21 protein-coding genes are annotated in these 22,487 nt (G+C 71.5%); 12 read left to right on the forward strand and 9 right to left on the reverse strand.

The window, feature by feature from the left end; all coding sequences use genetic code 11:
• Positions 1-294: 294 nt before the first annotated feature.
• From NAF06_RS05150 to NAF06_RS05180, 7 genes are all read left to right on the forward strand, one after another.
• The gene (locus tag NAF06_RS05150) at positions 295-1,155 is read left to right on the forward strand and encodes a SipW-dependent-type signal peptide-containing protein (protein ID WP_008582809.1); all 861 of its coding nucleotides are present in this window, start codon (positions 295-297) and stop codon (positions 1,153-1,155) included.
• 93 nt (positions 1,156-1,248) lie between these two features.
• Positions 1,249-2,988 carry a SipW-dependent-type signal peptide-containing protein gene (locus tag NAF06_RS05155; protein ID WP_008582810.1) on the forward strand — a complete coding sequence of 580 codons (1,740 nt, stop codon included), beginning with the start codon at positions 1,249-1,251 and terminating at the stop codon, positions 2,986-2,988.
• A gap of 215 nt (positions 2,989-3,203) precedes the next feature.
• Positions 3,204-3,971, forward strand: a complete 768-nt coding sequence (locus tag NAF06_RS05160; RefSeq protein ID WP_008582812.1) for a hypothetical protein — start codon at positions 3,204-3,206, stop codon at positions 3,969-3,971.
• On the forward strand, positions 3,968-5,131 hold the full coding sequence (locus tag NAF06_RS05165; protein ID WP_008582814.1) for a hypothetical protein: 1,164 nt from the start codon (positions 3,968-3,970) through the stop codon (positions 5,129-5,131). The genes NAF06_RS05160 and NAF06_RS05165 overlap by 4 nt, the downstream gene beginning before the upstream one ends.
• The gene (locus NAF06_RS05170; protein WP_008582817.1) at positions 5,131-6,198 is read left to right on the forward strand and encodes a signal peptidase I; all 1,068 of its coding nucleotides are present in this window, start codon (positions 5,131-5,133) and stop codon (positions 6,196-6,198) included. Before NAF06_RS05165 ends, NAF06_RS05170 begins: the two co-directional genes overlap by 1 nt.
• A complete protein-coding gene (locus NAF06_RS05175) occupies positions 6,198-7,007 on the forward strand; it encodes a prolipoprotein diacylglyceryl transferase (protein WP_008582818.1) in 810 nt (269 codons plus the stop codon). The genes NAF06_RS05170 and NAF06_RS05175 overlap by 1 nt, the downstream gene beginning before the upstream one ends.
• Before the next feature lie 252 nt (positions 7,008-7,259).
• Positions 7,260-8,057, forward strand: a complete 798-nt coding sequence (locus NAF06_RS05180; RefSeq protein ID WP_008582821.1) for a ZIP family metal transporter — start codon at positions 7,260-7,262, stop codon at positions 8,055-8,057.
• Between the two features lie 263 nt (positions 8,058-8,320).
• Here the strand turns inward: NAF06_RS05180 and thiD are convergent, their stop codons facing one another.
• Positions 8,321-9,163 (reverse strand): bifunctional hydroxymethylpyrimidine kinase/phosphomethylpyrimidine kinase, encoded by an 843-nt coding sequence (gene thiD, locus NAF06_RS05185; protein WP_008582823.1) that lies wholly within the window; start codon positions 9,161-9,163, stop codon positions 8,321-8,323.
• Between the two features lie 144 nt (positions 9,164-9,307).
• On the opposite strand from thiD, the gene NAF06_RS05190 reads away from it, so the two are divergent.
• Positions 9,308-9,964: a DsbA family oxidoreductase gene (locus NAF06_RS05190; RefSeq protein ID WP_008582824.1), complete on the forward strand. Its 657-nt coding sequence runs from the start codon at positions 9,308-9,310 to the stop codon at positions 9,962-9,964.
• Positions 9,965-10,009: 45 nt separating this feature from the next.
• Here NAF06_RS05190 and NAF06_RS05195 read toward each other — a convergent pair whose 3' ends face one another.
• The 5 genes from NAF06_RS05195 to NAF06_RS05215 form a co-directional block, all read right to left on the reverse strand.
• Positions 10,010-10,873 (reverse strand): phosphatase PAP2 family protein, encoded by an 864-nt coding sequence (locus NAF06_RS05195; RefSeq protein WP_008582826.1) that lies wholly within the window; start codon positions 10,871-10,873, stop codon positions 10,010-10,012.
• Complete coding sequence (locus tag NAF06_RS05200; RefSeq protein ID WP_008582828.1) at positions 10,870-12,768, reverse strand: ABC transporter substrate-binding protein; 1,899 nt, start codon at positions 12,766-12,768, stop codon at positions 10,870-10,872. The genes NAF06_RS05195 and NAF06_RS05200 overlap by 4 nt, the downstream gene beginning before the upstream one ends.
• A gap of 89 nt (positions 12,769-12,857) precedes the next feature.
• On the reverse strand, positions 12,858-14,057 hold the full coding sequence (locus NAF06_RS05205; RefSeq protein WP_008582830.1) for a hypothetical protein: 1,200 nt from the start codon (positions 14,055-14,057) through the stop codon (positions 12,858-12,860).
• Positions 14,058-14,170: 113 nt separating this feature from the next.
• Entirely contained in the window at positions 14,171-14,473 is a 303-nt protein-coding gene (locus tag NAF06_RS05210; protein WP_008582832.1) for a DUF7091 family protein, read from the reverse strand.
• Between the two features lie 81 nt (positions 14,474-14,554).
• On the reverse strand, positions 14,555-15,136 hold the full coding sequence (locus NAF06_RS05215; protein ID WP_008582835.1) for an SHOCT domain-containing protein: 582 nt from the start codon (positions 15,134-15,136) through the stop codon (positions 14,555-14,557).
• A gap of 151 nt (positions 15,137-15,287) precedes the next feature.
• Here NAF06_RS05215 and NAF06_RS05220 point away from each other — a divergent pair, with 151 nt between their 5' ends.
• Together NAF06_RS05220 and NAF06_RS05225 are read left to right on the forward strand one after the other, a co-directional pair.
• Positions 15,288-15,719, forward strand: a complete 432-nt coding sequence (locus NAF06_RS05220) for an HIT domain-containing protein (protein WP_008582837.1) — start codon at positions 15,288-15,290, stop codon at positions 15,717-15,719.
• An 83-nt stretch (positions 15,720-15,802) separates the two neighbouring features.
• The gene (locus tag NAF06_RS05225) at positions 15,803-16,627 is read left to right on the forward strand and encodes a P-loop NTPase family protein (protein ID WP_008582839.1); all 825 of its coding nucleotides are present in this window, start codon (positions 15,803-15,805) and stop codon (positions 16,625-16,627) included.
• A 27-nt stretch (positions 16,628-16,654) separates the two neighbouring features.
• Here NAF06_RS05225 and NAF06_RS05230 read toward each other — a convergent pair whose 3' ends face one another.
• The gene (locus NAF06_RS05230; protein WP_008582842.1) at positions 16,655-17,176 is read right to left on the reverse strand and encodes a DUF7858 family protein; all 522 of its coding nucleotides are present in this window, start codon (positions 17,174-17,176) and stop codon (positions 16,655-16,657) included.
• Positions 17,177-17,339: 163 nt separating this feature from the next.
• Between NAF06_RS05230 and NAF06_RS05235 the strand changes: the two genes are divergently transcribed.
• The gene (locus NAF06_RS05235) at positions 17,340-18,359 is read left to right on the forward strand and encodes a transcription initiation factor IIB (RefSeq protein WP_008582844.1); all 1,020 of its coding nucleotides are present in this window, start codon (positions 17,340-17,342) and stop codon (positions 18,357-18,359) included.
• Positions 18,360-18,403: 44 nt separating this feature from the next.
• Here NAF06_RS05235 and NAF06_RS05240 read toward each other — a convergent pair whose 3' ends face one another.
• On the reverse strand, positions 18,404-19,381 hold the full coding sequence (locus tag NAF06_RS05240) for an arsenic resistance protein (protein WP_008582845.1): 978 nt from the start codon (positions 19,379-19,381) through the stop codon (positions 18,404-18,406).
• Positions 19,382-19,753: 372 nt separating this feature from the next.
• A complete protein-coding gene (locus tag NAF06_RS05245) occupies positions 19,754-20,602 on the reverse strand; it encodes an HFX_2341 family transcriptional regulator domain-containing protein (protein ID WP_008582847.1) in 849 nt (282 codons plus the stop codon).
• A gap of 175 nt (positions 20,603-20,777) precedes the next feature.
• Here NAF06_RS05245 and NAF06_RS05250 point away from each other — a divergent pair, with 175 nt between their 5' ends.
• Positions 20,778-22,430 (forward strand): GTPBP1 family GTP-binding protein, encoded by a 1,653-nt coding sequence (locus tag NAF06_RS05250; protein ID WP_008582859.1) that lies wholly within the window; start codon positions 20,778-20,780, stop codon positions 22,428-22,430.
• Positions 22,431-22,487 lie beyond the last annotated feature (57 nt).

Below are 22,487 nucleotides of genomic sequence, written 5' to 3' on the forward strand. Positions count from 1 at the left end.
GGCCGATCCGATCCCGACGGTACGCGGTTCGTGTCGGATTTTCGAGTGGAAGTACGGGGTTCATTCCGGATCCGCGGTTGTCGGTACGGGGGCCGTGCGGTCCGGACCCGTCTCGGTAGGGACGCCGGACCACGCGTCAAACCGGACGTTCAATCAGTTGTTTGAGACGTTCTACGCGATAGAATCGGACGTTCGACGGTGACGTGGCTCCGCGTAACTACGTGGGTATCCCGCAGAGGGGGGAGTAACCGATTCGGCCGACCGACGACGGCGGAGCGAATCGGAGACAGAACCATGAACCCCGACACCAACGACAAGATCGGACTCTCGCGGCGCAAGATGCTGGCCGGCCTCGGCGCGATCGGCGTGGCCTCCGCGGGCGCTGGACTCGGTACCACAGCGTACTTCAACGACACGGAGACGTTTGCGGGCAACAGCCTACAGGCGGGCACGCTCGACATGACCGTCTCCGCTGACATCGTCGCGGCGGACGAGTACTGGACGAGCCAGGGCGCGGTCATGATGTCCCAGACGGCGGACAGCTCGGGAGTCGTCGCGGGAATCGACGTCGACGACGTGAAGCCCGGCGACTGGGCGATCATCTGTTTCGACGTCGAGGTCGGCGACAACCCCGGCTACGTGCAGGTGCGCACGGAGAACTTCGACGAGACCGGCGGCGCGAACCCGGAGCCCGAACAGGAGGTCGAAGGCGACGACGACAACGACGCCGACCTCGGCGAGTTCCTCCTGACGACGGTGTGGCAGGAGTACGACGAGAGCGGCGACAAGGCCGGACTCTCCACGCTCGATCCCGTGTTCAACAACGCGTCGGACGACCTCGACATCGATTACGCGCCCTCGAACGTCGACGGCGTCGTCGACGCCGACACGCACTACACGAACGCCCGCGAGGCGGACGGGATCCTCAGCGGCGGCTACCTCATCCGGGACGACAACGGCGACCTGCTCCCGATCAACGACGCGGTGAACGAGGGAGTCTACTCGTTCTGTCTCCTGCTCGAGATCCCGTTCGAGGTGGGCAACGTCATCCAGGGCGACGGTATCTCGTTCGACCTCGTCTTCGAGACCGAACAGGTCCGTCACAACGACGACCCGTTCAACAACTCGGCCCCGGTCAACTCCACGGGGAACTGATCCCGGCCGGGGCGGCGCGAACAGTCCGCACCGTCCCGCGGTAGTCAAGTGACCTCCGCGGCAGGTGACGAACTTCACACGACATACCCACTCATGACAGACAGATCCGACACATTCGACCTCTCGCGGCGCAAGCTGCTGGCCGGCCTCGGCGCGGTCGGCGTGGCCTCCGCGGGAGCCGGACTCGGCACCACGGCGTACTTCAACGACACGGAGACGTTCGCGGGCAACACCCTCACCGCCGGGGAACTCGACCTATTGGTCGATTGGCAACAGACGTACGACTTCGGCGACGGGAAGGCGTTCGTCAACGCGCACCCGGACCACGACGGCGACGGCGAACAGTCGATCGCGGCGGACAACCCCGACGGCCAGCTCCGGTACAGCGACTTCCCCGACGAGGAGGACGAGGACAGCAACGGCGCGAACATACCGGTGCTGGACTGCGAGAACATCCCGCCGCTCTCCGAGGCGGATTTCAGGGAGGACCCCGTCACGGGGGAGCCGATGGACACGCTCGTCCAGTTCTCCGACGTGAAGCCCGGCGACACTGGCGAGATAACCTTCTCGTTACACCTGTGTGACAACCCCGGCTACGTCTGGATACAGGCCGGCAACGTCAGCGAGTCGGGCGGCAGCCTCACCGACCCCGAAGCCGTCGTCGACCCCGGAAACGAGGGGAATCTCGCGGAGTTCATCGACGCGAAGCTCTGGTACGACGAGGACTGCGACAACGTGTACGACGGCGCGGAGCCGGTGGACATCATGCTCACGCTCGACTTCTCGGGTTCGATGCTGTACGAGCAGTACGGCGGCGTCGTCAGCAACGACGGGGTCACGATCGAGACCGGCACCTCGTACTCCGAGACGACGAAGATCGACCTCGTCGAGCTCGGCACGCGGCAGTTCGTCGACTACCTCCAGACGCAGGGCTCCGACGTCCAGGTCGGCGTGGCGTACTTCGACGGCGAGGGCAGCGACGACAACCAACCCCGGACGGGGATCCTCCAAGGGCTGACGACCGACCTCAACGTCGTCGACGCGGCGCTGACGGATCTCCGACAGAAGCTCGCGGACGTCGTGACCGGTACCAGCCCCTCGACGCCGGGCGACGGCGACGGCGACCCAGACCCGTTCGCGAACGCGAACGGCATCGCGACGGGGACCTACATCGGCGAGGGAGTCGACGACGCACAGAGCGAGATCGACTCGAACGGCCGCATCGGCGTCGAGTACCGGAACATCGTCCTCTCGGACGGTGAGTCGTTCAACGGGGGCGGCGGCACCTCGTTCTCCTCGCCGCAGGACGCCGCAGCCAGCGCCCGCGCTGCCCCCGGCGGTGTGGTCGCTCCCTCGCCGCCGTCGCCCGAGACCAGCGTCTACACCATCTCCGTCGGGAGCGCGAACGACGGCGTGCTTCAGGCGATGGCCGGGCCGGCCGGCGGTTCCGGCGGCGACCCGGCGTTGTTCAACGACGTCGACGACCCGCTCGCAATTCCCTCGGTGTTCGGTAACCTCGCGGCCCAGACGGCACAGGAGAAGGTCATCATGGAGGACAGCCTCGGCAATGTCCTCGACGCGCTCGCAGACGGGAACGGCGTGCCGCTCGACGGTAACCGCGCGACGCCGTACGACGAGCTCGACGACCCCGCGGACGACCTCGAGCGGGAACCGTTCGCGGGCGACGGGGTGATGCACTGCGTCGCGCTCGAGTGGGAGCTCCCGTTCGAGGTGGGGAACGTGGTTCAGGGCGACACGCTCGCCTTCGACCTCGGCTTCTACACCGAGCAGGCGCGCCACAACGACGGATCCGGGCCGTCTCAGGCGGCCTGAGTGGCGCTTCGAATCCGCTCCGGTGCCGACGGGCGACCCTCACCGGGCAGCCGGACGATCGGGCGACTGCGGTCGGGTACGACCGCCGTACCGTTGGGTACGGTCACCGGACCGACCGGGTAGGTCCCACATACATACCACCGCGGTGAGAGTAGAGGAGGCGAGAGGGGAGCGGAGATCGACGACACGGCCGTCCGGAGCCGCAATGACAAACAATGACACAGAAGGAACCGAAACTCACGCGGCGGGAAGCACTCGCGGGCGTCGGAGCCGTGGGCTTCGTGACCCTCGGGGCCGCGGCCGGGCGGCCGACGGCCAGCTGGGACGACTATCCGGAGTACACGTACGCGCAGTCCGACAGGCCGTGGAACCTGCTCGTCGGCTGGCGGCGTACGGAGAACGGCGCGGCCGTCGGGTCGAGCCCGACCGACGCCGAGACCGACGTCGAGGCGGCGGGGGTACGGCTCGTCGACACGGACAACGCGCTGCCGGGCGACGAGGGGGCCGCGAGCGTCGGGCTCCGACTCGACGATCCGGCTGACACCGCGGCGAACGGCGTGCGGGTGTGGCTCCGGGTCGCCCCCGAGTTCGACGACGACGCCGCGAGCCGCGCGCTCGCCGAGCGCGTCCGACTGGGGGTCCGGTACGACACCGGCCTCCTCGGGATCGGAGCGTGCGCGGGGGCCGAGGGCGACTTCGCCGGCTACGGCGAGCTGATCGCCGCCGGGACGCTCGCGGAGCTGAGCGGCGGCCCGCTGGCGACGGGGGTCGAACTCGACCCGAGCCTGCTCGGTAACGCCTGTCTCACGACCGACGAGCGCCGCTGCCTGACTTTCGCGTGGGAGTTCGACGCCGAGGGCGGCAACGCCGGACAGGGCGGTTCCGTCGGCTTCGACGTCGAGTTCGCCGCCGACGACTGTACCGCAGAGGGGAACCCGTTCGACATGAGCGCGGCGAGCGACGCCGCCGGAGGGAGCGCGTGACCCCTGGGGACGACGCGGGAGGACGCCCGAGCGGACTGAGTCGCCGCCGCCTCCTCGCCGGGATCGGCGGCGTCGGCGTCGTCGGGGCGGCGAGCGGCCTCGGCACGGGCGCGTACCTCTCGAACCGGGAGACGTTCCCGAGCAACGCCTTCGGCGCTGGCGAGGTCGGGCTGACGGTGGACGGCGAGCCCACGAGCGGGAGCGTCCCCGTCGGGCCGTTCCCGGTCGACCGCACGACGTTCGACGAGCGACCCCGGCCCGAGACGTTCGAGGTGGGCGCGTCCGCGAACCCCGTGCGGGTGTGGCTCGCGACTCGCTGTCCCAGCGGGGACCCGCTCGGGGACGCCCTCGAGGTCGAGGTCGTCGTCGACGGCGAGTCGGTGACGGGCGGCTACCGTCCCCTCGCCGCGGTCGAGCGCGACCTCGCGACCGGGATCCGGATCGACGACGGCTGCCTCGACCCCGACGGGGGTCCGATCGTCGTCGAAGTGGCCCCGTACCTGCCGGCTGGCTCGCCCGACGTGGGCGGGGAGGCGACAGACCTGACGTTCCGGCTGTACGCCGAGCAGTGTCGCCACGTCTCGGAAGAGCAGGCGAACGCGCCGGGGTCGAACCCCTTTGCGGAAGTCGTTTGCGAGGAGTTCGGCGAAGAGTGCCCGGAGTGCCTCGAACTCGGCAAGGCGGACGACATCGAGGCGGCGCTCGCGGTGGGCGACGCGCTCCGGCTTGCGGGCGCGGGATCGTACGAAATCGAGATCACCGAGGTCGAGACGAAGGACGACGGCGAGGCCGTCGGCGTCGCATTCGTCCTCCGCGGCCCCGACGCGACCGCCGGACCGGCCATGTGTGCGGTCGAGATCAAGGGCGGGCAGGGGACAGAACGCCACGAGCTCGACCCGCCAGTCACGGAGACTGGCGAGGTCCTGTTCGCACCGCAGAACCCGGACAAGGGCCAGCGATACGGGATCAGCTATATCGTCTTTTTCGTCTGTGCCGGCGAAGACCGGCTGAGTGACGAGCGTTCCGGGGACGCCAGCGATCATGAAAGCGTCGACGGGGACAGGGCTGAGGAAAACGGCGGCGAAAAGCCCGAAAACGGCGGCGAAAAGCCCGAAAACGGCGGCGAAAAGCCCGAAAACGGCAGTACGGAGGGGAACTGATGACAAACCCACTCACAGCACCACGGACGAAACGCGCGGCGAACGTACTCGGGATCGTCCTGCTGATCGCGCTCATCGCGCCGTTCGCGGTGTTCGCGGCCCCCGAGATCGTCGGTGCCGACGAGAGCTTCGTCGTGCTTACGGCGAGCATGACGCCCGCCATCGCGCCGGGCGACGTCGTGATCGTCGCCGATCGCGATCCGACGGCGATCGCGGAGGGCGACGTGATCACGTTCGTGCGGGGCACCAGCGACGTGCCGGTGACCCACCGCGTGATCGACGTGGTCGACGAAGGGGGCGTCCTCACGTTCGAGACGATGGGCGACGCCAACGAAGGGCCGGACCCGGGGCTCGTCCCGGCCGGGAACCTCGTCGGCGTCGTGGCGCTGACGATCCCGTACATCGGGTACGTGATCCAGTTCGCTGGCACGGACGCGGGGTTCGTCGCGGTCGTCCTGCTCCCCTTCGGACTGCTCGCGGCCACCGAGGTCTGGTCGATCGTCCGCGGTCGCGACGAGCCCGAGGAACGCCCCACGACGACGGCCGGCTCGGCCGGCGGCGAGGCCGGCACAGCAGCGGGAGTCGCAGCGGTCGATGCGGATCCGGTTCCCGTCGGCACCGCCGCGAGCGGCTCCGGTGGCGTCCCGGTCGACGCGGTCGGCGGGGCGGCGGCGGTGCTCGCCGTGGTCGCGCCGTACACGGCGTACGTCGCGTTCGAGCTGCGGAGCGCCGTCGCGATCGCGGCCGCGACCGCGGCCGCGACGCTCTTGTTCGGCGCGCTCGCGACGTGGGTGCCGGCGAGCGGCGTGCTCGACCGGGGCGACCCGACGGCGGCTCCGGCGGACGAATCAGCGGACTCGCCCGCCGCCCACGGCGGGGGCGCGGCGGGCGGCGCAGAGGCCAAGCAGACAGACACCGAGGCGGACGACGCCGGCGCGGAGGCCGAGGAGACCAATGAGGCAGACGGGGAGGCCGTCGCCGCGGACGCGGAGCGCGCGGCCCCGAAGGACTCGGCATCGGCGTCGACGCCGCCCGTGCGTCCCGATGCCGCCGGGGAGGTGGACTGATGGCCGCGAACCGCGGGTTCGTCGCGCTCGTCGCGCTTGCCGTGTTGGTGTGGAGCGTCGCGTTCGCCGGCGGAGCCACGGTCGCGCTCCTCACGGCGAGCGCCAACGTGACGACGACGTTCGAGACGCCGGGGGAACTACGCGAAATCAACGAGTCGAGCGGGAGCGGGTTCGCCGTGGCGACCGTCCCCGTCGAGAACGGGACGGCCACCGAGGGAGAAAACGTGACGCCGCCAGCGGCGAACGGCACGGAGACGGACGGGAACGCCCCGGTTCCACCAGATCCGGCAGATGAGAACTCCTCGGTGCCACCGACGGACGGGAACGCTTCAGTCCCGACCGAGCCGACGGACGAGAACACCTCGGTGCCGACCGAGCCAGCAGACGAGAACACCTCGGTGCCGACCGGGCCGACGGACGAGAACACCTCGGTGCCGACCGGGCCGATGGACGGGAACGCTTCGGTGCCGACTGAGCCAGCAGACGAGAACACCTCGGTGCCGACTGAGCCAGCAGACGAGAACACCTCGGTACCGACTGAGCCAGCAGACGAGAACACCTCGGTACCGACTGAGCCGACGGAGAGTAACTCTTCGACTGCGGCGGAGCCGACGGACGAGAACGCCTCGGTGCCGACCGAGCCGACGAGATATCAGTCGAGATCACCGGGTGACGAGACGGAGACAGACGAGTCGGCTCTGGCGGGGAACGCGACCGACGACAGCTCGGCTCCGCCCGACGCGAACGACGTCGACGCGGTCGCGGTTCGTCACCCACCGGATCCGTCGGAGTCCGGCCGCGAAGCGTGAACATGACCTCGCCGAGCCGGGCGCGGGAGCGTCTCGAGAGGGGCGGCGTACGGTCCGACGCGCACTGCGACGCGCCCGGAGCGAAGCTCACAGCGTTGTTGCTGCTCGTCGCGTTGCTCCTTCTCGCGCTCCTCGCCAGTCTCGTTCGGACGCTCGGGTGAGCTCGCCGACCGGGGGGCCAAACCGCGGTTCTCAGCCCGTGGCCGCGCTCGCCGGAGTTATCACCGACACCGCCGAACCCCCACGCGACCGATGGTCGCGCTCGACGCCTACCTCTTCGTCTTCGTCGCCGGCCTGATCACGGCGCTGGCGACCGGTATCGGCGCGCTGCCGTTCTTCTTCTTCGAGACGATCAGCGACCGCGGGAACGTGGCGCTGTGGGGCTTCGCCTCGGGGATCATGATCTCCGCGTCGCTGTTCGGGCTGGTTCAGGAGGGGCTCGCGGAGGGGACGCCGGTCGAGATCGCGGTCGGGATGCTCGCGGGCGTCGTCCTCGTCGTCCTCGCGCACGACGTGTTGACCGACGCCGAGATCGACCCGCGGGAGTACGCGGAGGCGGACTTCAAGAAGCTGATCCTGATCCTCGGCGTGCTGACGGTCCACAGCTTTCCGGAAGGGATCGCGGTCGGCGTCTCCTTCGCGGACCTCGGGCTGGAGGGCGGGACGGTGCTGTTCGGCTTCACCGTCCCGCTCTTGGCGGTGTTCATGACGCTCGCCATCTCGATCCACAACGTGCCCGAGGGGACCGCCATCTCGATCCCGCTGCGCGCGATGGGCGTCTCGAAGTGGAAGATGGTGTGGTGGGCCGTCTTCTCCAGCCTGCCGCAGCCGATCGGCGCGGTCGTCGCGTTCGCGTTCGTGCGGTACGCCCGGGCGTTCCTCCCGTACGGCTTCGGCTTCGCGGCCGGAGCGATGATCTACCTCGTCCTCTCGGAGTTCGTCCCCGAGGCGCTCGAAACCGGGGCCGACCTCCCGCGCGGCGGCAAGCCCGTCCTCGTCGGCGGGATCGCGCTCGGCGTCGCGCTCATGATCCCGCTCGCGTACATCTGACCGAATCGTGTGGTGGCGCGTGCCTGCGAGCGGCCGACGGGCCGCGAGCCGCGAGGGACCGAAGGTCCCTCTGGAAGCCGGCGCGAAGCGCCGGCGACAGCACGCGCGAGGGAGTCAGTCGCCGGAGCGAAGCGACGGCGACCGACGAGGCTGGGGAGGCGTGAGGTGCGGTCGCGGTGCGGTGGGCGGGACTCGAAGGGACGGTCGCGAGGCGGTGTGCGTGTCGGTCAACGACTCGTAAACGGCTGCGTATCGACGAGCGCTCACTCCCCGCCCAGCATCGTCGGGTTCACCGCGCCCGGCCCCCCGCCGACATCGTAGCCGCGCCGGACCGCCTCGCTCATCTCCCCGACCGCCTTCTCGACCGCGCCCCGGAGCGGTTCCCCCCGGGCCAGCCGCGCCGCGACCGCGCTCGACAGCGCACAGCCGGAGCCGTGGGTCGCGTCGGTGTCGATCCGCGGCGATTCGAAGCGATCGACCTCGATGGCTCCCTCCTTGCCGCCCGCACGGACGAGCGTGTCGACGACGGTCTCGCCCGTCGCGCCGTCGTCGTCCGCGAGGTGGCCGCCCTTCACCAGCGCCGCGTCCGCACCGAGCGCGACCAGCTCCCGGCCGGCGCGCTCCGCGTCGGCCGGCGTCTCGACCGGCTCGTCGGTCAGGACTTCGGCCTCGTCGGCGTTCGGCGTCACGAGCGTCGCGGCCGCGATCAGGTCCTCGTAGGCCTCCTCGGCGGCGGGGGAGAGCAGTCGGTCGCCGGTCGCCGCGACCATCACGGGGTCGACGACGAGCGGGACGCGGGCGTCCGCGACCGCACCGGTCACCGTCTCGACGATCTCGGCGGTCGCCAACATTCCGGTCTTGATCGCGGCGACGTCGAAGTCGTCGGCGACCGCCGCGTACTGGCTCGCGACGTGGTCGGCGGGGACCGGGTGGACGTCCTCGACGCCGCGCGTGTTCTGTGCGGTCGTCGCGGTCACCACCGCGGTGCCGAAGACGCCGTGCGCGGTCATCGCGGACAGGTCCGCCTGAATTCCCGCGCCGCCGCCGCTGTCGCTGCCGGCGACCGTCAGCGCGACCGGCGGGCGGACCGGGTCGTACTCGGGCATGGGCGAGTGAACAATGCGGTTGTATTAATTGGTGATGATTCGGCGAGGGACCGACCGGGGCGGGTCTCGCCGGCCGCCCGGCCGCGCGCGCCCGGGGCCTGCCGTCGCCGAACGACCTTTTCGGCTCCGCGGCGTACAACGGGCATGGCGACCGACTCCGACGCGGCATCCGGCACCGACGAGCCCGACGCGATCACCATCTACTCCGACTACGTCTGTCCCTTCTGTTACCTCGGGCGACAGTCGCTCGCTCGGTATCAGGAGACGCGAGAGGAGCCGCTGGAGATCGACTGGCACCCGTTCGACCTCCGGGCGGGCAAGCGCGGCCCGGACGGGGAGATCGACCACGACGCCGACGACGGCAAAGACGAGGCGTACTACGAGCAGGCGCGAGAGAACGTCCGCCGCCTACAAGAGGAGTACGACGCCGAGATGACCGAGGAGCTCCGCACCGACGTCGACTCGCTGCCCGCGCAGATCGTCTCGGTCCGCGTGCGCGAGACCGCGCCCGACGCGTGGCTCGCGTTCGACGAGGCCGTCTTCGACGCGCTCTGGATCGACGGGCGCGACATCGGCGACCGCGACGTGCTCGCCGACATCGCGGGCGACGTCGACGGGCTCGACGCCGGCGTCGTCGACGAGGCGCTCGGGGACGACGACCTCCGCGAGCGCGTGACGGACCTGTTCGACGCCGCTCGGCGGCAGGGGGTCACCGGCGTCCCGACGTTCGCGTACGACGGCCACGCCGCCCGCGGCGCGGTCCCGCCGGAGCAGCTCGAACGCCTCGTCGAAGGGGTCTGAGGCCGAAGCGGACGGGGGCGACGGCGACGGCCGCCGGGCGTCCGGTCAGTCGTCTGCGCCGGTTCCGGAGCCGGGACGTTCGCCCGCGTCGTCGCCGGGGGAGAGGCCCTCGCCGCGGGGCTCCACGAACCGGTGCGCGAGGTAGACGGAGCCGAACGCGAGCGCGAAGCCGGCGATCACGTCGGTGAGCCAGTGGATCCCGAGGTACATCGTCGCGACGACGACCGACAGCGAGAGCGTGACCCCAACGGGCGTCCACCGCGGGTACTCCTCGCGGGTCAGGACCGCGAACGTCCCCACGGTGACCGCCAGCGAGGTGTGAAGCGACGGGAACACGTTCGAGTTCACGTTCACCTCGCTCGTCAGCGCCATCACGTCGGGCTGGTTGGCGAACAAAAGCGGCGTCACCATCTCCGGCATCACGTTCCGCGGGCCGTGGGCGAATATCAGCGTGTACAGCGCCAGCCCGATCCCGTAGTTGAGCGCGTACGCGACGAGGACCCGCCTGAACGTCACCGTCCGCGGGAGCGCGAGGTACGCCACCACCGGGAACGCGAGCAGGAACGCGTAGCCGTACACGTACACCCACGAGAAGTACGCGGTCAGCGCGGGGCCGGCGAAGGTCGCCTGAACCCACGCGACGAACCCGCCCTCCAGCGCGTAGATGAGCGCCGTCGCCTGAAGGCCGAACAGCCTGGAGACGTCCAGCAGCCACGACCGCCCGAGCGCGCTGGCGAGCAACACGGCACAGAGGACCGCGACCGCGCGGCGCGCGTCCCACAGTCGGGCGCGGACCCCGGTCCGCGCCGCGCGGAGCCGAGCGGGGCCGACGACCGCGAGGCTCGCGACCGTCAGCATCGCCGCGACCCACGCGACGACCGACGTGAGAACCGACAGGAACGGCGTCATTGCCCCCGCGAGAGCAGTCGTCCCTCGTCGTCGAAGCGGTATCCGATGTCGCGGAGCGCCGCCTTGGCGGCCTCGACGTCCAGCGACCCCTCGTCGTCGAAGAACGGGTGGACCGGGTCGGTGTCGCCGTCCCACGCCACCGAGTCCGGGACCGCGTTCGGCGACGCCGCGAGCGGGGACGCCGCCGCCCGCGCGTACCCGTCGAAGGCGTCGTCGACGAGCGCGGACTTGTCTATCAGGCGCGCGACGACCGACCGGAACCGGGGGTTCGACAGCGGGCTCCGCCGCACGTTGTAGCCGACGTGGTAGAACGCCGCCGACCGACCGCTCACGAGGCGGGCGTCTGCCGAGCGGCCGATCAGGGGGACCGACGCGGGTCCGAGGTTGGAGACGGTCGCGTCCGCGAGCCCGTCGGAGACCGACTCCACGGCCGAGATGTCCGACGGCAGCACCTCGATGCGGAGCCGGTCGAAGGCGGGTTTGCCGCGGTAGCGGGACGGGACTCCCGCCCGCGGGTCCGTCGTCTCCTCCGAGTCCGCCGGGCGGACGAGGAAGTGATCGGGGTTGCGTTCGAAGACGACCGACTCCCCGGACTCCGCCTCGACGAAGCGCAGCGGCCCGCTGCCGACTGGGTCGGGGTTGTTCGAGACGACCGCCTCCGTCGTCTCGAAGTCGAGTTCGAAGCCGGCTATCGTCGCCGCGCCGGTCCGCTCCGACCAGACGTGCTTCGGGAGGATCGGCACCTGAAGCGCCCGGGCCGCGACCGTCTCGTTGACGTCGGGCACGGTGAGCCGGACCGTCGACTCGTCGAGGACGCGCTCGTCGTCGACGAGCGAGCTCCGCCCGCGGAACCGCGGGGTCGGGACGGACGTCTCGACGCTCCCCAGCGACGTGTCGCGGAGGAACCGATAGGTGAACGCGACGTCGGTCGCCGTCACCGGCTCGCCGTCGTGCCACCGCGCGTCGCGGAGCGACACCTCGAGGACGTCGTCGTCGACGCGCTCCCAGTCGGCCGCCAGCCACGGGACGACGGCGTCGCCGTCCGCGCGGACGAGCGGGTCGTACAACAGCCCGGTGAACGTGCCGTACTTCCGGTACTCCGCCGCGATCGGGTTCCAGTTCTCGGTGATTCGGTCGTCGGTCGTCACGAGCCGGAGGGTGCCGTCGTCCCCACCGGCCGCGTCCTCGGTCGACGCGTTGCCGTCCGTCGAGCCGCCAGTGCCGGAGTCGTTGGTCTCGGAGCCGTCGCTCCCGGAGCCGCCGTCGTCTGAACCGTCGGCGACGGCGTCGAGTTCGAGGAGGCCGGTGACCGAGAGCGGCCGACTGTCCTCCGTCCACCCCTCGAACCGGTGCTCCCGGACGGCGGTGAGCGCGTCGGGGAACGCGACGACGGAGAAGGGCTGGAGCTCGCACAGCGTCTCCTGTAGCGACCCGACGACGTCGGTCCGGTCGTCTCCGGAGACGCGGCGCTGTCGCTCCAAGGCGTCGTCGACCGCGATCTCCGTGAGCCCGTACGGGTTCTGCCAGCCGGACTCCGCGACGAACTTCGAGTGGGTCAGCCCGTACAGCGCGTCCGCGTCGAACGGCTCCGTCTCGACGAACTGCCCGACGTAGAGGTCGAAGTTCTGGTTGATGAGCACCTTCCGCCAGAGGTCCGTCTGGCCGACGGTGTTGAGTCTGACGTCGACGCCGACCGCGGTCAGGTGCTCTTCGAGCTGTCTCGCGATTCGGATCCCGTTGGGGTCGGCGTCGGCCGGCGTGGTGTTGATCTCGAGGGTCAACTGCGAGGGGGGATCGCGTCCCGCGATGTTCTCCGTGCGACCGAGACAGCCGGCGCTGGCGGCCGCGAGGCCGAGTCCGGCGAGCGCCGCGCGTCGACTGATCGGTCGGGTCATCCGTTCGTTTCCGCTTATTTTCAGGCGTCCGGTATATCTCTTCTGTGCTGGCTCCGCGATCCGAGCGGGCGTCGACGCGGGCGAGCGGGTCAGATGACGTCCGCCAGCGGGAGCGCCAGCCCGACGGCCCACGCCGCCACCCCCGCGACGGCGACGGGTCGGTCTGCGGCCGCCCGGCCGATGGCGACGACGCCGAGCGCGACGAGGAGCGCCACGCGGTGGACGATGAGGTCGGGCGGGACGGCCACCCCGAGCGCGGCGAAGTCGGCGAGGAAGCCGCCGCCGAGACCGACGACGACTGCCAGCGCGGCGGCCTCCGGGTCGGTGCCCGGGGCGCGCCAGACGACCAGCGCGGGCAGCCCGACCGCGAGGACGAGGTACAGCGGCGCGGCGATGGCCTTCGGCGACGCGCCCGGCAGCGCCGCCTCCAGCGTCACGCCAGCGACGCGGACGCCGACGAGGACCGCGCCGAGCGCCAGCCCCAGCGTCGCCGCCGTCGCGTGCCGGCCGACGTCGGTCCGGAGCCGCCGACCGAGGTCGACGGCCGTCTCGCGGGTCCGCCGTCCGAGCAGCGCCCCGGCGAGCGCCGCCGCGGCCGCCAGTTCGATCACGGAGAGCCAGCCGTCGCTGCGCCCGCCGTCGATGCCGCGGTACTCGCGGCGGACGTCGGTCGCGCGGTCCGACTCGACGAACTCGGACTCGAGCCGGAGCGCGGGCGCGTCGATGTCGGGGACGGTGTGGCGGAGCCGGAACCAGTCGTAGTACTCCTCGTGGGCCTGTATCGCGGTGTAGCTGCCGTCGGGGGACTCGTAGGCGCGGAGGTGGTCGCGGACGCCGAGGTACGCCCCGTCGTGGAGTTCGAACGTCTCGGTGAGCCACGCGCCGCCGTCCGGTCCCTCGACGTACGAGTAGCGGAGCGAGCTGCGGGCGTCCCGCCAGTCGCGGGCGACGAACTCCTCGACGTCTTCCGATTCCGTCCGCGTCGCCGCCTCGCCGGGCTCCGTCTCCTCCCAGTCCGCGTCCGAGCGCCCCTCGATGGCCGCCCGGGTCGTCGCCGCGTCCGCGTGGAACACCACGTTGATCGCGAGCGTTCTCCCCTCGACGCTCCGGCTCCGGCTCGTGTACGGCCAGAGGAGGTACTCGCCGTCGACGGCGATGAGCCGGTCGTCCGCGACGTCGTCGACGGTCGGTTCCTCGCTCGCCCCGGCGAAGGCCCCGAAGACCCCGGAGAGGGCGAGAGCGACCGCGACGACGGCGAGGAGGCCGACGACGACGTGGACCCGTTTCATGCGGGCCACGAGAGCCGCGGGACACAAACCAGTTCGGGTGGCCTCGGCGCGCTACGACGGGGGCGTCCGGGACGGTCGACACCGGGACGGGCGGCTCCGGGACGGGTCGGGAGTCACCACGTCTCGACGACGCCGTCGCGGACGTCCTCGGCGCAGCCCTCGCAGTCGGGGTGCCCGGACTCGAAACAGGCGGGCCGCCCCTCGGCGTCGACCGGGACGGTCCGGCGCTCCGCGTGGCGGCGGCAGACGATGCGGGCGCGCCCGGACTCGTCGGTCGGGAGGTCGAAGCGCGCCGCGCCGGCCGCGTCGCCCTCGGGGTCGTCGCGCCCCTCGGCGTAGGCGCGTTTGGCCTCCTCGAACTGCTTGCCCGCCTTCCGGAGCTGCTGGCGGATGACGCGTTCGAGCCGGTCGTCCATGCCCCGCCGTTTCGGCGCGGCGGATATAGGTCCGTTGGCGGGAGCCCCCGGCGAGGGACAAAACGCGCGGCGTGCGAGGGCTCACTCGGTCTCGCGCTCCCGCGACGCGGCCCCCGGAGCCGACGCGTCGTCGCGGCGGGAGTCCGTTTCCGCCTCGTTACGGTCGACGTGAGCCCGCGCCTCGTCGACGGACTCCGTTTCGAGGAGGCGTTCGAGCCGCCGTTCGAACTCGGGTTCGGAGAGGTCGCCGCGGGCGTAGCGGTCCCGGAGCGTCTCGAGCGCCTCGGCGGTCTCACCGTCCGGACCGTCCGGATCCGGCGTGGCCGAGCGGGACCGACCGGTCCCCTGCTCGGCCGATCGAGACCGGACCGTTCGGCCGTAGTCGACGGGGGAGTCGACCCGGCCGATCAGCGACAGGTACACCGGCCAGAGCAGCAGCAGAGCCAGCGTGGCCGCGCCGACCCCGACCGCCGCCCCCAGCGGGACGACGAGCAGTGACAGGGGAACCGGATTGAGAAAGAGGACCGTCGACAGGAACGCCGAGACGCCGGCGACCGACCCGGCCGCGAGCGCGAGCGCGATCCGTCCGACCGTTCCGTCCGGGGTGTACGTCTCGACGAGCCGACGGAGCCGACGGGCGAGACCGTCGTCGGTGGAGGGCATGTCGTCACCGAACGGACGGTCGTAACAAAATACTTTCACAATGCGCACCGCGTCGCTCCGCGCCCTCGCGTCCCATCGTTCTGCGGCGTCGCGTCCGGTCGGATCGCCCCGCCGGGAAAGCTTGATGCGAGTCCCCGCCGATCCCCCGCGTATGTCCGACGACTGCATCTTCTGTTCGATCGTCGCCGGCGACATCCCGGCGCGGACCGTGTACGAGACCGACGCCGTGCTGGCGTTCTTAGACGCCAACCCCCTCGCTCGCGGGCACACGCTGGTGATACCGAAGTCGCACGCGCGACACGTCGGCGACCTCGACGCCGCCCTCGCGAGCGACCTGTTCGACGCGGTCGCGTCGCTCACGCCGAAGATTCAAGACGCGGTCGACGCCGACGGCGCGAACGTCGGCGTCAACGACGGCGAGGCGGCGGGACAGGAGGTCCCGCACGTCCACGTACACGTTGTCCCGCGGTTCGAGGGCGACGGGGGCGCGCCGATCCACGCGGTGGCGGGCGAGCGGCCCGACCTCTCTGACGACGAACTCGACGCGGTCGCCGAGGACGTCGCGGCCGCGGTCGACGGGTAGCGCGGGGGATCGGCGGTCGGTATCCGGCGAGGTCGTCGCCCCGCTTCGCGATTTTTAAGGACCGGCTCCGGCGACGCCGGAACATGCAGGCGACGACGCTCGCGTTGGTCGGGGCGACCGGCGGCGCGGGGACGACGCGGACCGCGGTCGAGCTGGCAGCGATGGGCGCTCGCGACGGCGACGACGTCGCGGTCGTCGACGCCGCGTTCACGACCCAGGGCCTCTCCGAGTACGTGGCCGGCCGGATCGATCCGGACCTCACAGCACTCCTCACCGACGACCCGGACGCGCCGCTGTCGGCGGCCGCGTACCCGGTCGCCGGGACGGGCGACGGCTCTCGGCGGGACGGTCGCGAAGAGGGCAACGCGCCGACCCTCCCGGGACGCGTCGACGCGGTGCCGGCGCGGGCACCGTTCGAGCGCGTCGCGCGGGCGAAGACCGCCGAGGCCGCACGGAAGCTGGAACAGCGGATCGACGAGGCGGCGACGACGTACGACGCGGTGGTCGTCGACGCCGCGCCCGCGGGGTCGAACGAGGCGGTCGCGGCCGCGACGAGCGCCGACCGCGCGGCGGCGGTCAGGCCGGCGACGGCGCACGGCGGCGACGCGACGCAGCGGCTCCGCGGTCGGATCGCCGACGTCGGCGGGAGCCTCGACGCGACGCTCGCGGTCGAGCGGCCCGGCGCGGGCGGGGCCGACGGCGACGGAGGCACCGGCGACGAAGAGCGGACCGGTTCGGGCGTCGTCCGCGTGCCGGCGACCGACCCCGAGGTGAGGGCTGCGCCGACCGCGGCGGCAGGAGACGACGCGTACGCGCGTGCGATCGCGACCGCTTACGAGACCGCGTTCGACGCGTCGCTCGACGTTGAGTTCCCGGAGAAGGGACTGATAGACCGGATCAGGTCCTGAGAACTGGAGTGAGACGGAAAGGAGGTGTCAGCGGAGCCCGTCGGTGGAGCCGAGCGCGTCGCCGAGGGGCCCGCCGTCGCCGAGTCCGTCCCCGAGCGGTGCCGAGCCGGCGACCTGCGCGTCGACCGCCTCCGCGACGGCGTCGACGGGGTCGTGCGTCTCGACGTACGTCGCCAGCGCGAAGTCCGCCTCGTCGCCGCCGGTGAGTTCGACGGCCTCGCTGCGCGCGGTCCGGCCCGCGAGCCAGTCGCGGACGACGTCGCGCCCGGTCGGGGAGAGGGGGCAGACGCCCGCGACGCCGCACCGGTGGAGGGCCTTCGCGGCCGTCATCGGGGAGACCCCCGCCTCGCGGGCCGCGTCGCCGACGCTCCGGCCGGCGGTGTAGGCGTCGACGAGCGTGGCGGTCGCCTCGGGCGTACACGGGAGCGACTCGGCGTGGTCCGACAGGCGGTCGGCGAGCGGCGTCTCCGTGTCGTCGGCGACGGCGACCCCGCGGTCGCGCTGGCGCGAGGTCACTTCGACCCCGTCCGCGATCTCCGACAGCGTCATGCGATTCGATGGCCGACACGGACGGTTAAAACCACCGTACTGCGGCGGGGTGCGTCGCCGAACCACCGACCGATAACCGGTCGGTTCGAGCGCCGCGATCGGGGCGATCCACCGCCGATCCGCCCGGGTTTAAGTAAGGGATCGGGCCGGAGTTCGACGTGTGATGAGTGAGGCACGCTCGACCCGAACCCGGACGCCCCGCGCCGAAGCCGACGACGCCGCGACCGCGGACCGCGCCGCGACGACGGACCGCACCGCGACCGGCGAGGAGACCGCCCGCGGCGTCGCCAGCGAGCGCGACGAGACCGCGTCGACCGACGAGACCGGCGACCGCGAGGCGTGTCCGGAGTGCGGCGGCCGCACGCGCGTCGAGGGAGCGGAGCGGGTCTGCGGCGACTGCGGACTCGTCGTCGAGGCCGACCGCATCGACCACGGGCCGGAGTGGCGGTCGTTCGACGACGACGACACGAACCCGAAACGGACCGGCGCACCCCTGACCCGCTCGCGGCACGACCGCGGGCTCTCGACGGAGATCGGTCGGTCGACGAAGGTGAAGGGTCGCAAGCGGCGGCGGCTCGCCCGGATGCGGACCCAGCACAACCGCGCGCAGATCTCGACGAAGCGCGACCGCAACAAGGTGTACGCCTACACCGAGATCCGCCGGCTCACCGGCGTCTTGGAGCTGCCGGACAGCGTCCGCGACACGGCCTGTTCGCTGTTCGACTCCGCACAGGAGGAGAGCCTGCTCCGGGGGCGCTCGCTGGAGGGGTTCGCGGCCGCCTGCGTCTACGTCGCCTGCCGGACCGCCGACGTGGCCCGGACCGTCGGCGAGGTCTGCGACGAGGCGAAAGCGACCGAGGACGAGCATCAGGCCGCCTTCGACGCGATGAACCGCGAACTCGGCCTGCCGATCGCGCCGGCCGGTCCGAGCGAGTACCTCCCCCGGTTCGCCAGCGACCTCGGCTGCGACCCCGCCGTCGAGCGCCGCGCCGGCGAACTGGCCGACCGCGCCGTCGAGGAGGGGATCGCGAACGGGCGCAACCCGGTCGGCGTCGCGGCCGCCTGCCTCTACACCGCCGCGCGCGAACTGGACGCGGAGTACACCCAGCAGGAGGCCGCCGACGTCGCCGGCGTGACGCCCGTCACCGTTCGCCGGACGTACGTCGACCTCACCGAGGAGTGAGTCGGCGCGGAAGGTGAACCGAGCGACACGGCGCGGGGGGTGCGTTACGAGCTTTTGACCGGACCCGACCACAGCTCCCTGACCGCGAGGTGAACCTGCGAGACGACGCCCAACAGCGGGAGTTCGAGCAGTGGACCGATCACGAGCGCGAGCGGGATCAGCGGCTCGTTCGGGAACGCGACGACCGCGATGGCGAGGGCGGTGGGCGAGTTCCGCGAGAGGATCGTGTTGTTGAAACAGACCAGCTCGCCGTACGAGAAGTCGAGCAGGCGACCCGCGAGGAACCCGACCGCGAGGTTGATCGCGTAGAACAGCACGACCGGGATCGCCATCAGCGCCAGCAGGCGCGGGTTCTCGACGATCACGCCCCCCTGCGACGCGAACATCGCCCCAATTGCGAGCGCGAGGAAGCCGATCTGGATCGGACTCATCCGCGGCAGGAACCGCTCTCTGAGCCACGTCGCACTCTTTCTCCGAGTGATCCAGCGGCGGGCGGCGGCCCCGAGGAGGAGCGGGACGACCAACACGAGGAGGACGCTCTCGGCCAGCAACGCGAGCGGCAGGTCCACCAGCGTCCCCGCGAACGCGTAGAGGTACACCGGCAGCAACACCAGTTGGAGGACGAGGTTGTACGGCAGTACGGATGTCGCCAGCGGCACGTCCCCGCCGGCGACGTCGGTGAACACGAGGTACCAGTCGGTACACGGCGTCACGAGGAGCATGATCAGGCCGACCCAGAGCGCGGGCTGGTCGCGGAGGAAGACGGCACCGAGCCCCACGGCGAGGAGCGGACTCCAGACGAAGTTGACCAGCAGGCTCGACCCGACGACCCGGCGGTTGCTGAACGCCTCGCGCAGTCGGGAGAGGGGGACGCCGACGAACGCGGCGAACAGCATCCCCATCAGGAACGGGACGATGAGGCGGTCCGCGACGGGAGCGACGCCGTCGACCTGCCCGAAGGCGAGCCCAACGGTGATAGCGGTCAAGACGAGCGCCGACTGGTACCTCTCGACGACGTCCATCGTCACGTGGGTTCGGCCGCGGGATGCTAAGCGTGTGGATCGCTGGAAGAAACGTGAAAAACGACGGGGGGAGCCGTCGATTCGTGACGGACCGGCGGGCGGGCGTGGCGGCGTCAGCGGGGACCGCGACGGCGGGCGGGAGGGGGAATGGAGGGCAGGGAGGGTGCCCCGCCCGCCCGGCGGGCGTCACGCATTTAGATCCACGTGCGGGGGATAATTCTACGTTAGCCGTCGATAGTACGGACGGACCGAACAATCGTGTCGGGTCGGACGGGTCGCGGCGTGCGTGTCGACCGGGCACAGTTCGTCGGCTTCGGTTCGTCCGGCGGTCCGGGTTCCGTCCGCCGCTCCCGATCCAGACCGCCGGCCGCGCTACCGCTCGTCGAGCTTGTGCTTGAACGCGAAGAAGACGCGGCGGCCGGTCTCGGTGAGCCGGACGGTGTCGGAGCGGCCGACGTCCTCCAGTTCGACGTAGCCGCGCTCGCGGAGCGGCGAGAGCACGTGCGTCTCCAGCGCGCGGTACTTCGCCGTCCGGCTCTCGCCCGCCTCGCGGAGGAATGACAGCCCGCGCTCGCGCGCCCACTCGATCAGGTTCCACTTGTCCGTGCTCAGGCTCCCCTCGGCGCGGTCGTGGAGCCGGCCGAGGACGGCGACCTGATCGGTCGTGGGCGCGTCCATCGGGTAGATGGGGAGGTCGACGGTGCGCTCGACGCCCTCGGTGAGCGGCTCCTCGCGGGGGTCGTGGCTGTGGCGCTCGGGCTCGACGCTGTACGGGCGCGCGCCGACGATCATACAGGCCAGGGCGACGCCGACCGCGGCGATCCGCGGGCCGGTCGAGACGTTGCCGAAGAGGCGGTCGCCGTCCGCCGCGCCGGCGTCGTGGCGGGCGGCGACCGTCGTCGTCACGCCGAGCACGTCGTACACGTCCGCGAGCGCGACCGGGACCGGTCGCACCTCGGCGAACTCGGCGACCGCCGTCCACGCGTCGCGCTGGTAGCCGGTGAGTCCGTCCGGGTCGACGCGGGCGTCCGCCGGGTCGGCGGCGGTCGCCGCGTCGAAGTCGACGTCACCGCGGGCCCCGTCGCGGTCGGGCGCGTCGACGAACAGGTACGCGACGTCGGCACCGTGGCGGCGGAGGGGTTCGACGATCCGGTCGCGCTCGTAGCCGAGCGGGACGACGTGGACGCGGCGTTCGGCGACGCTGGGGACCGAGGTGTCCATACCGACGTTCGCCGCGGCGGTCGGTTAAATAACCCGCCGAACCGGGCGGCCGCGAGCGCGGGCCGGTGCGACTGCGGCGGCTCCGGCGCGGCTCCGGAGCGCTCGGTAGCGATCACGAGGCGTGGGGTCACGTACCACGAAAACCGTTAAGCCCGGCTGTCGCCTACGTGCGCACATGAGCGCTGACCGGTCCGCCCTTCGGCGGGCCATCGAGCGCGGCGAGCGGGACGGTGGGGCCATCGAGTTCAAGGAGCGGCTGACGCGCGAGGTCCACCTGGCCGACGGGCGCATGGAGTCGCTCGTGGCACAGCTCCGCCACCGCGTGCTCTCCGGCGACGGCGAGGCGACCTACGTCCTCGGCGTCACCGACGACGGTGGGCTGGCGGGGGTCTCCCCCGACGCCTTCTCGGAGACGATGGACGTGCTCTCGCTTCTGGCCGACGAGGCGGACGCCCACATCGCCGACGTCGAGACGTGGAGCGCCGGCGAGGGTGGCGACGCCGACGAGGCGGGGCTGGTCGGGCTCGCCACCCTCCGCGACGGCGGCGTGTTCGAGGCGGACGAGGACCACCTCGTGGTCGGCACGGCGGGCCACGTCGACCACGGGAAGTCGACGCTCGTGGGGACGCTCGTCACCGGACGCGCCGACGACGGGCAGGGCGGCACGCGCGGCTTCCTCGACGTCCAGCCCCACGAGGTCGAGCGCGGCCTCTCGGCCGACCTCTCGTACGCGGTGTACGGGTTCGACGACGAGACCGACGAGCCGGTCCGGATGGACAACCCCCACCGGAAGGCGGACCGCGCGGGGATCGTCGAGGCCGCGGACCGGCTCGTCTCGTTCGTCGACACGGTCGGGCACGAGCCGTGGCTGCGGACGACGATCCGCGGGCTGGTCGGCCAGAAGCTCGACTACGGGCTCCTCGTCGTGGCCGCCGACGACGGCCCGACGAAGACGACCCGGGAGCACCTCGGGATCCTGCTCGCGACCGAGCTGCCGACCATCGTCGCGGTCACGAAGGCGGACGCCGTGAGCGACGACCGGCTGGCCGAGGTCGAACGGGAGGTCGAGTCGATGCTCCGCGACGCCGGACAGACGCCCCTGCTCGTCGACCGCCACGGGGTCGACACCGCGGTCGCGGAGGTCGGCGACGGGGTCGTCCCCCTGCTGCGGACCAGCGCGGTGACGAAGGACGGGATCGAGACGCTCGACCGCCTGTTCGAGCGGCTGCCGAAGCGCGCGACGCCCGACCGCGAGGCGTTCCGGATGTACGTCGACCGCAGCTACAAGGTGACGGGCGTCGGTGCGGTCGCGTCCGGCACGGTGAACTCCGGCACCGTCGAGACCGGCGACGAGCTCCTGCTCGGCCCCATGCCCGACGGCTCGTTCCGCGAGGTGGAGGTGCGGTCGATCGAGATGCACTACCACCGGGTCGACAGGGCGACCGCGGGCCGGATCGTCGGCATCGCGCTGAAGGGCGTCGACGAGGAGGAGATCGAGCGCGGCATGGCGCTCGTCCCGCGGGAGAGCGAGCCGGAACCGGTCCGAGAGTTCGACGCCGAGGTGATGGTGTTGAACCATCCGACCCGGATCCGGGAGGGGTACGAGCCGGTCGTTCACCTCGAAACGCTGTCGGAGGCGGCCGCGTTCTTCCCGGAGGAGGGGCGACTGCTTCCCGGCGACACGGGCCGGACGCGCGTCCGGTTCAAGTTCCGCCCGTACCTGATCGAGGAGGGGCAGCGGTTCGTCTTCCGAGAGGGGTCGAGCAAGGGGGTCGGGACCGTGACGGGCATCGGGGGAAGCGGAGAGGAACCGGCAGACGGTCGCTGACTCCGAACTGGACGCGAACTCCCGTCTCGGACCGAACGCGGCATCCCGTTTCGTCCG

Origin of the sequence: Halorubrum hochsteinianum (assembly GCF_023702125.1) — an archaeon.
Classification (GTDB): Archaea; Halobacteriota; Halobacteria; order Halobacteriales; family Haloferacaceae; genus Halorubrum; species Halorubrum hochsteinianum.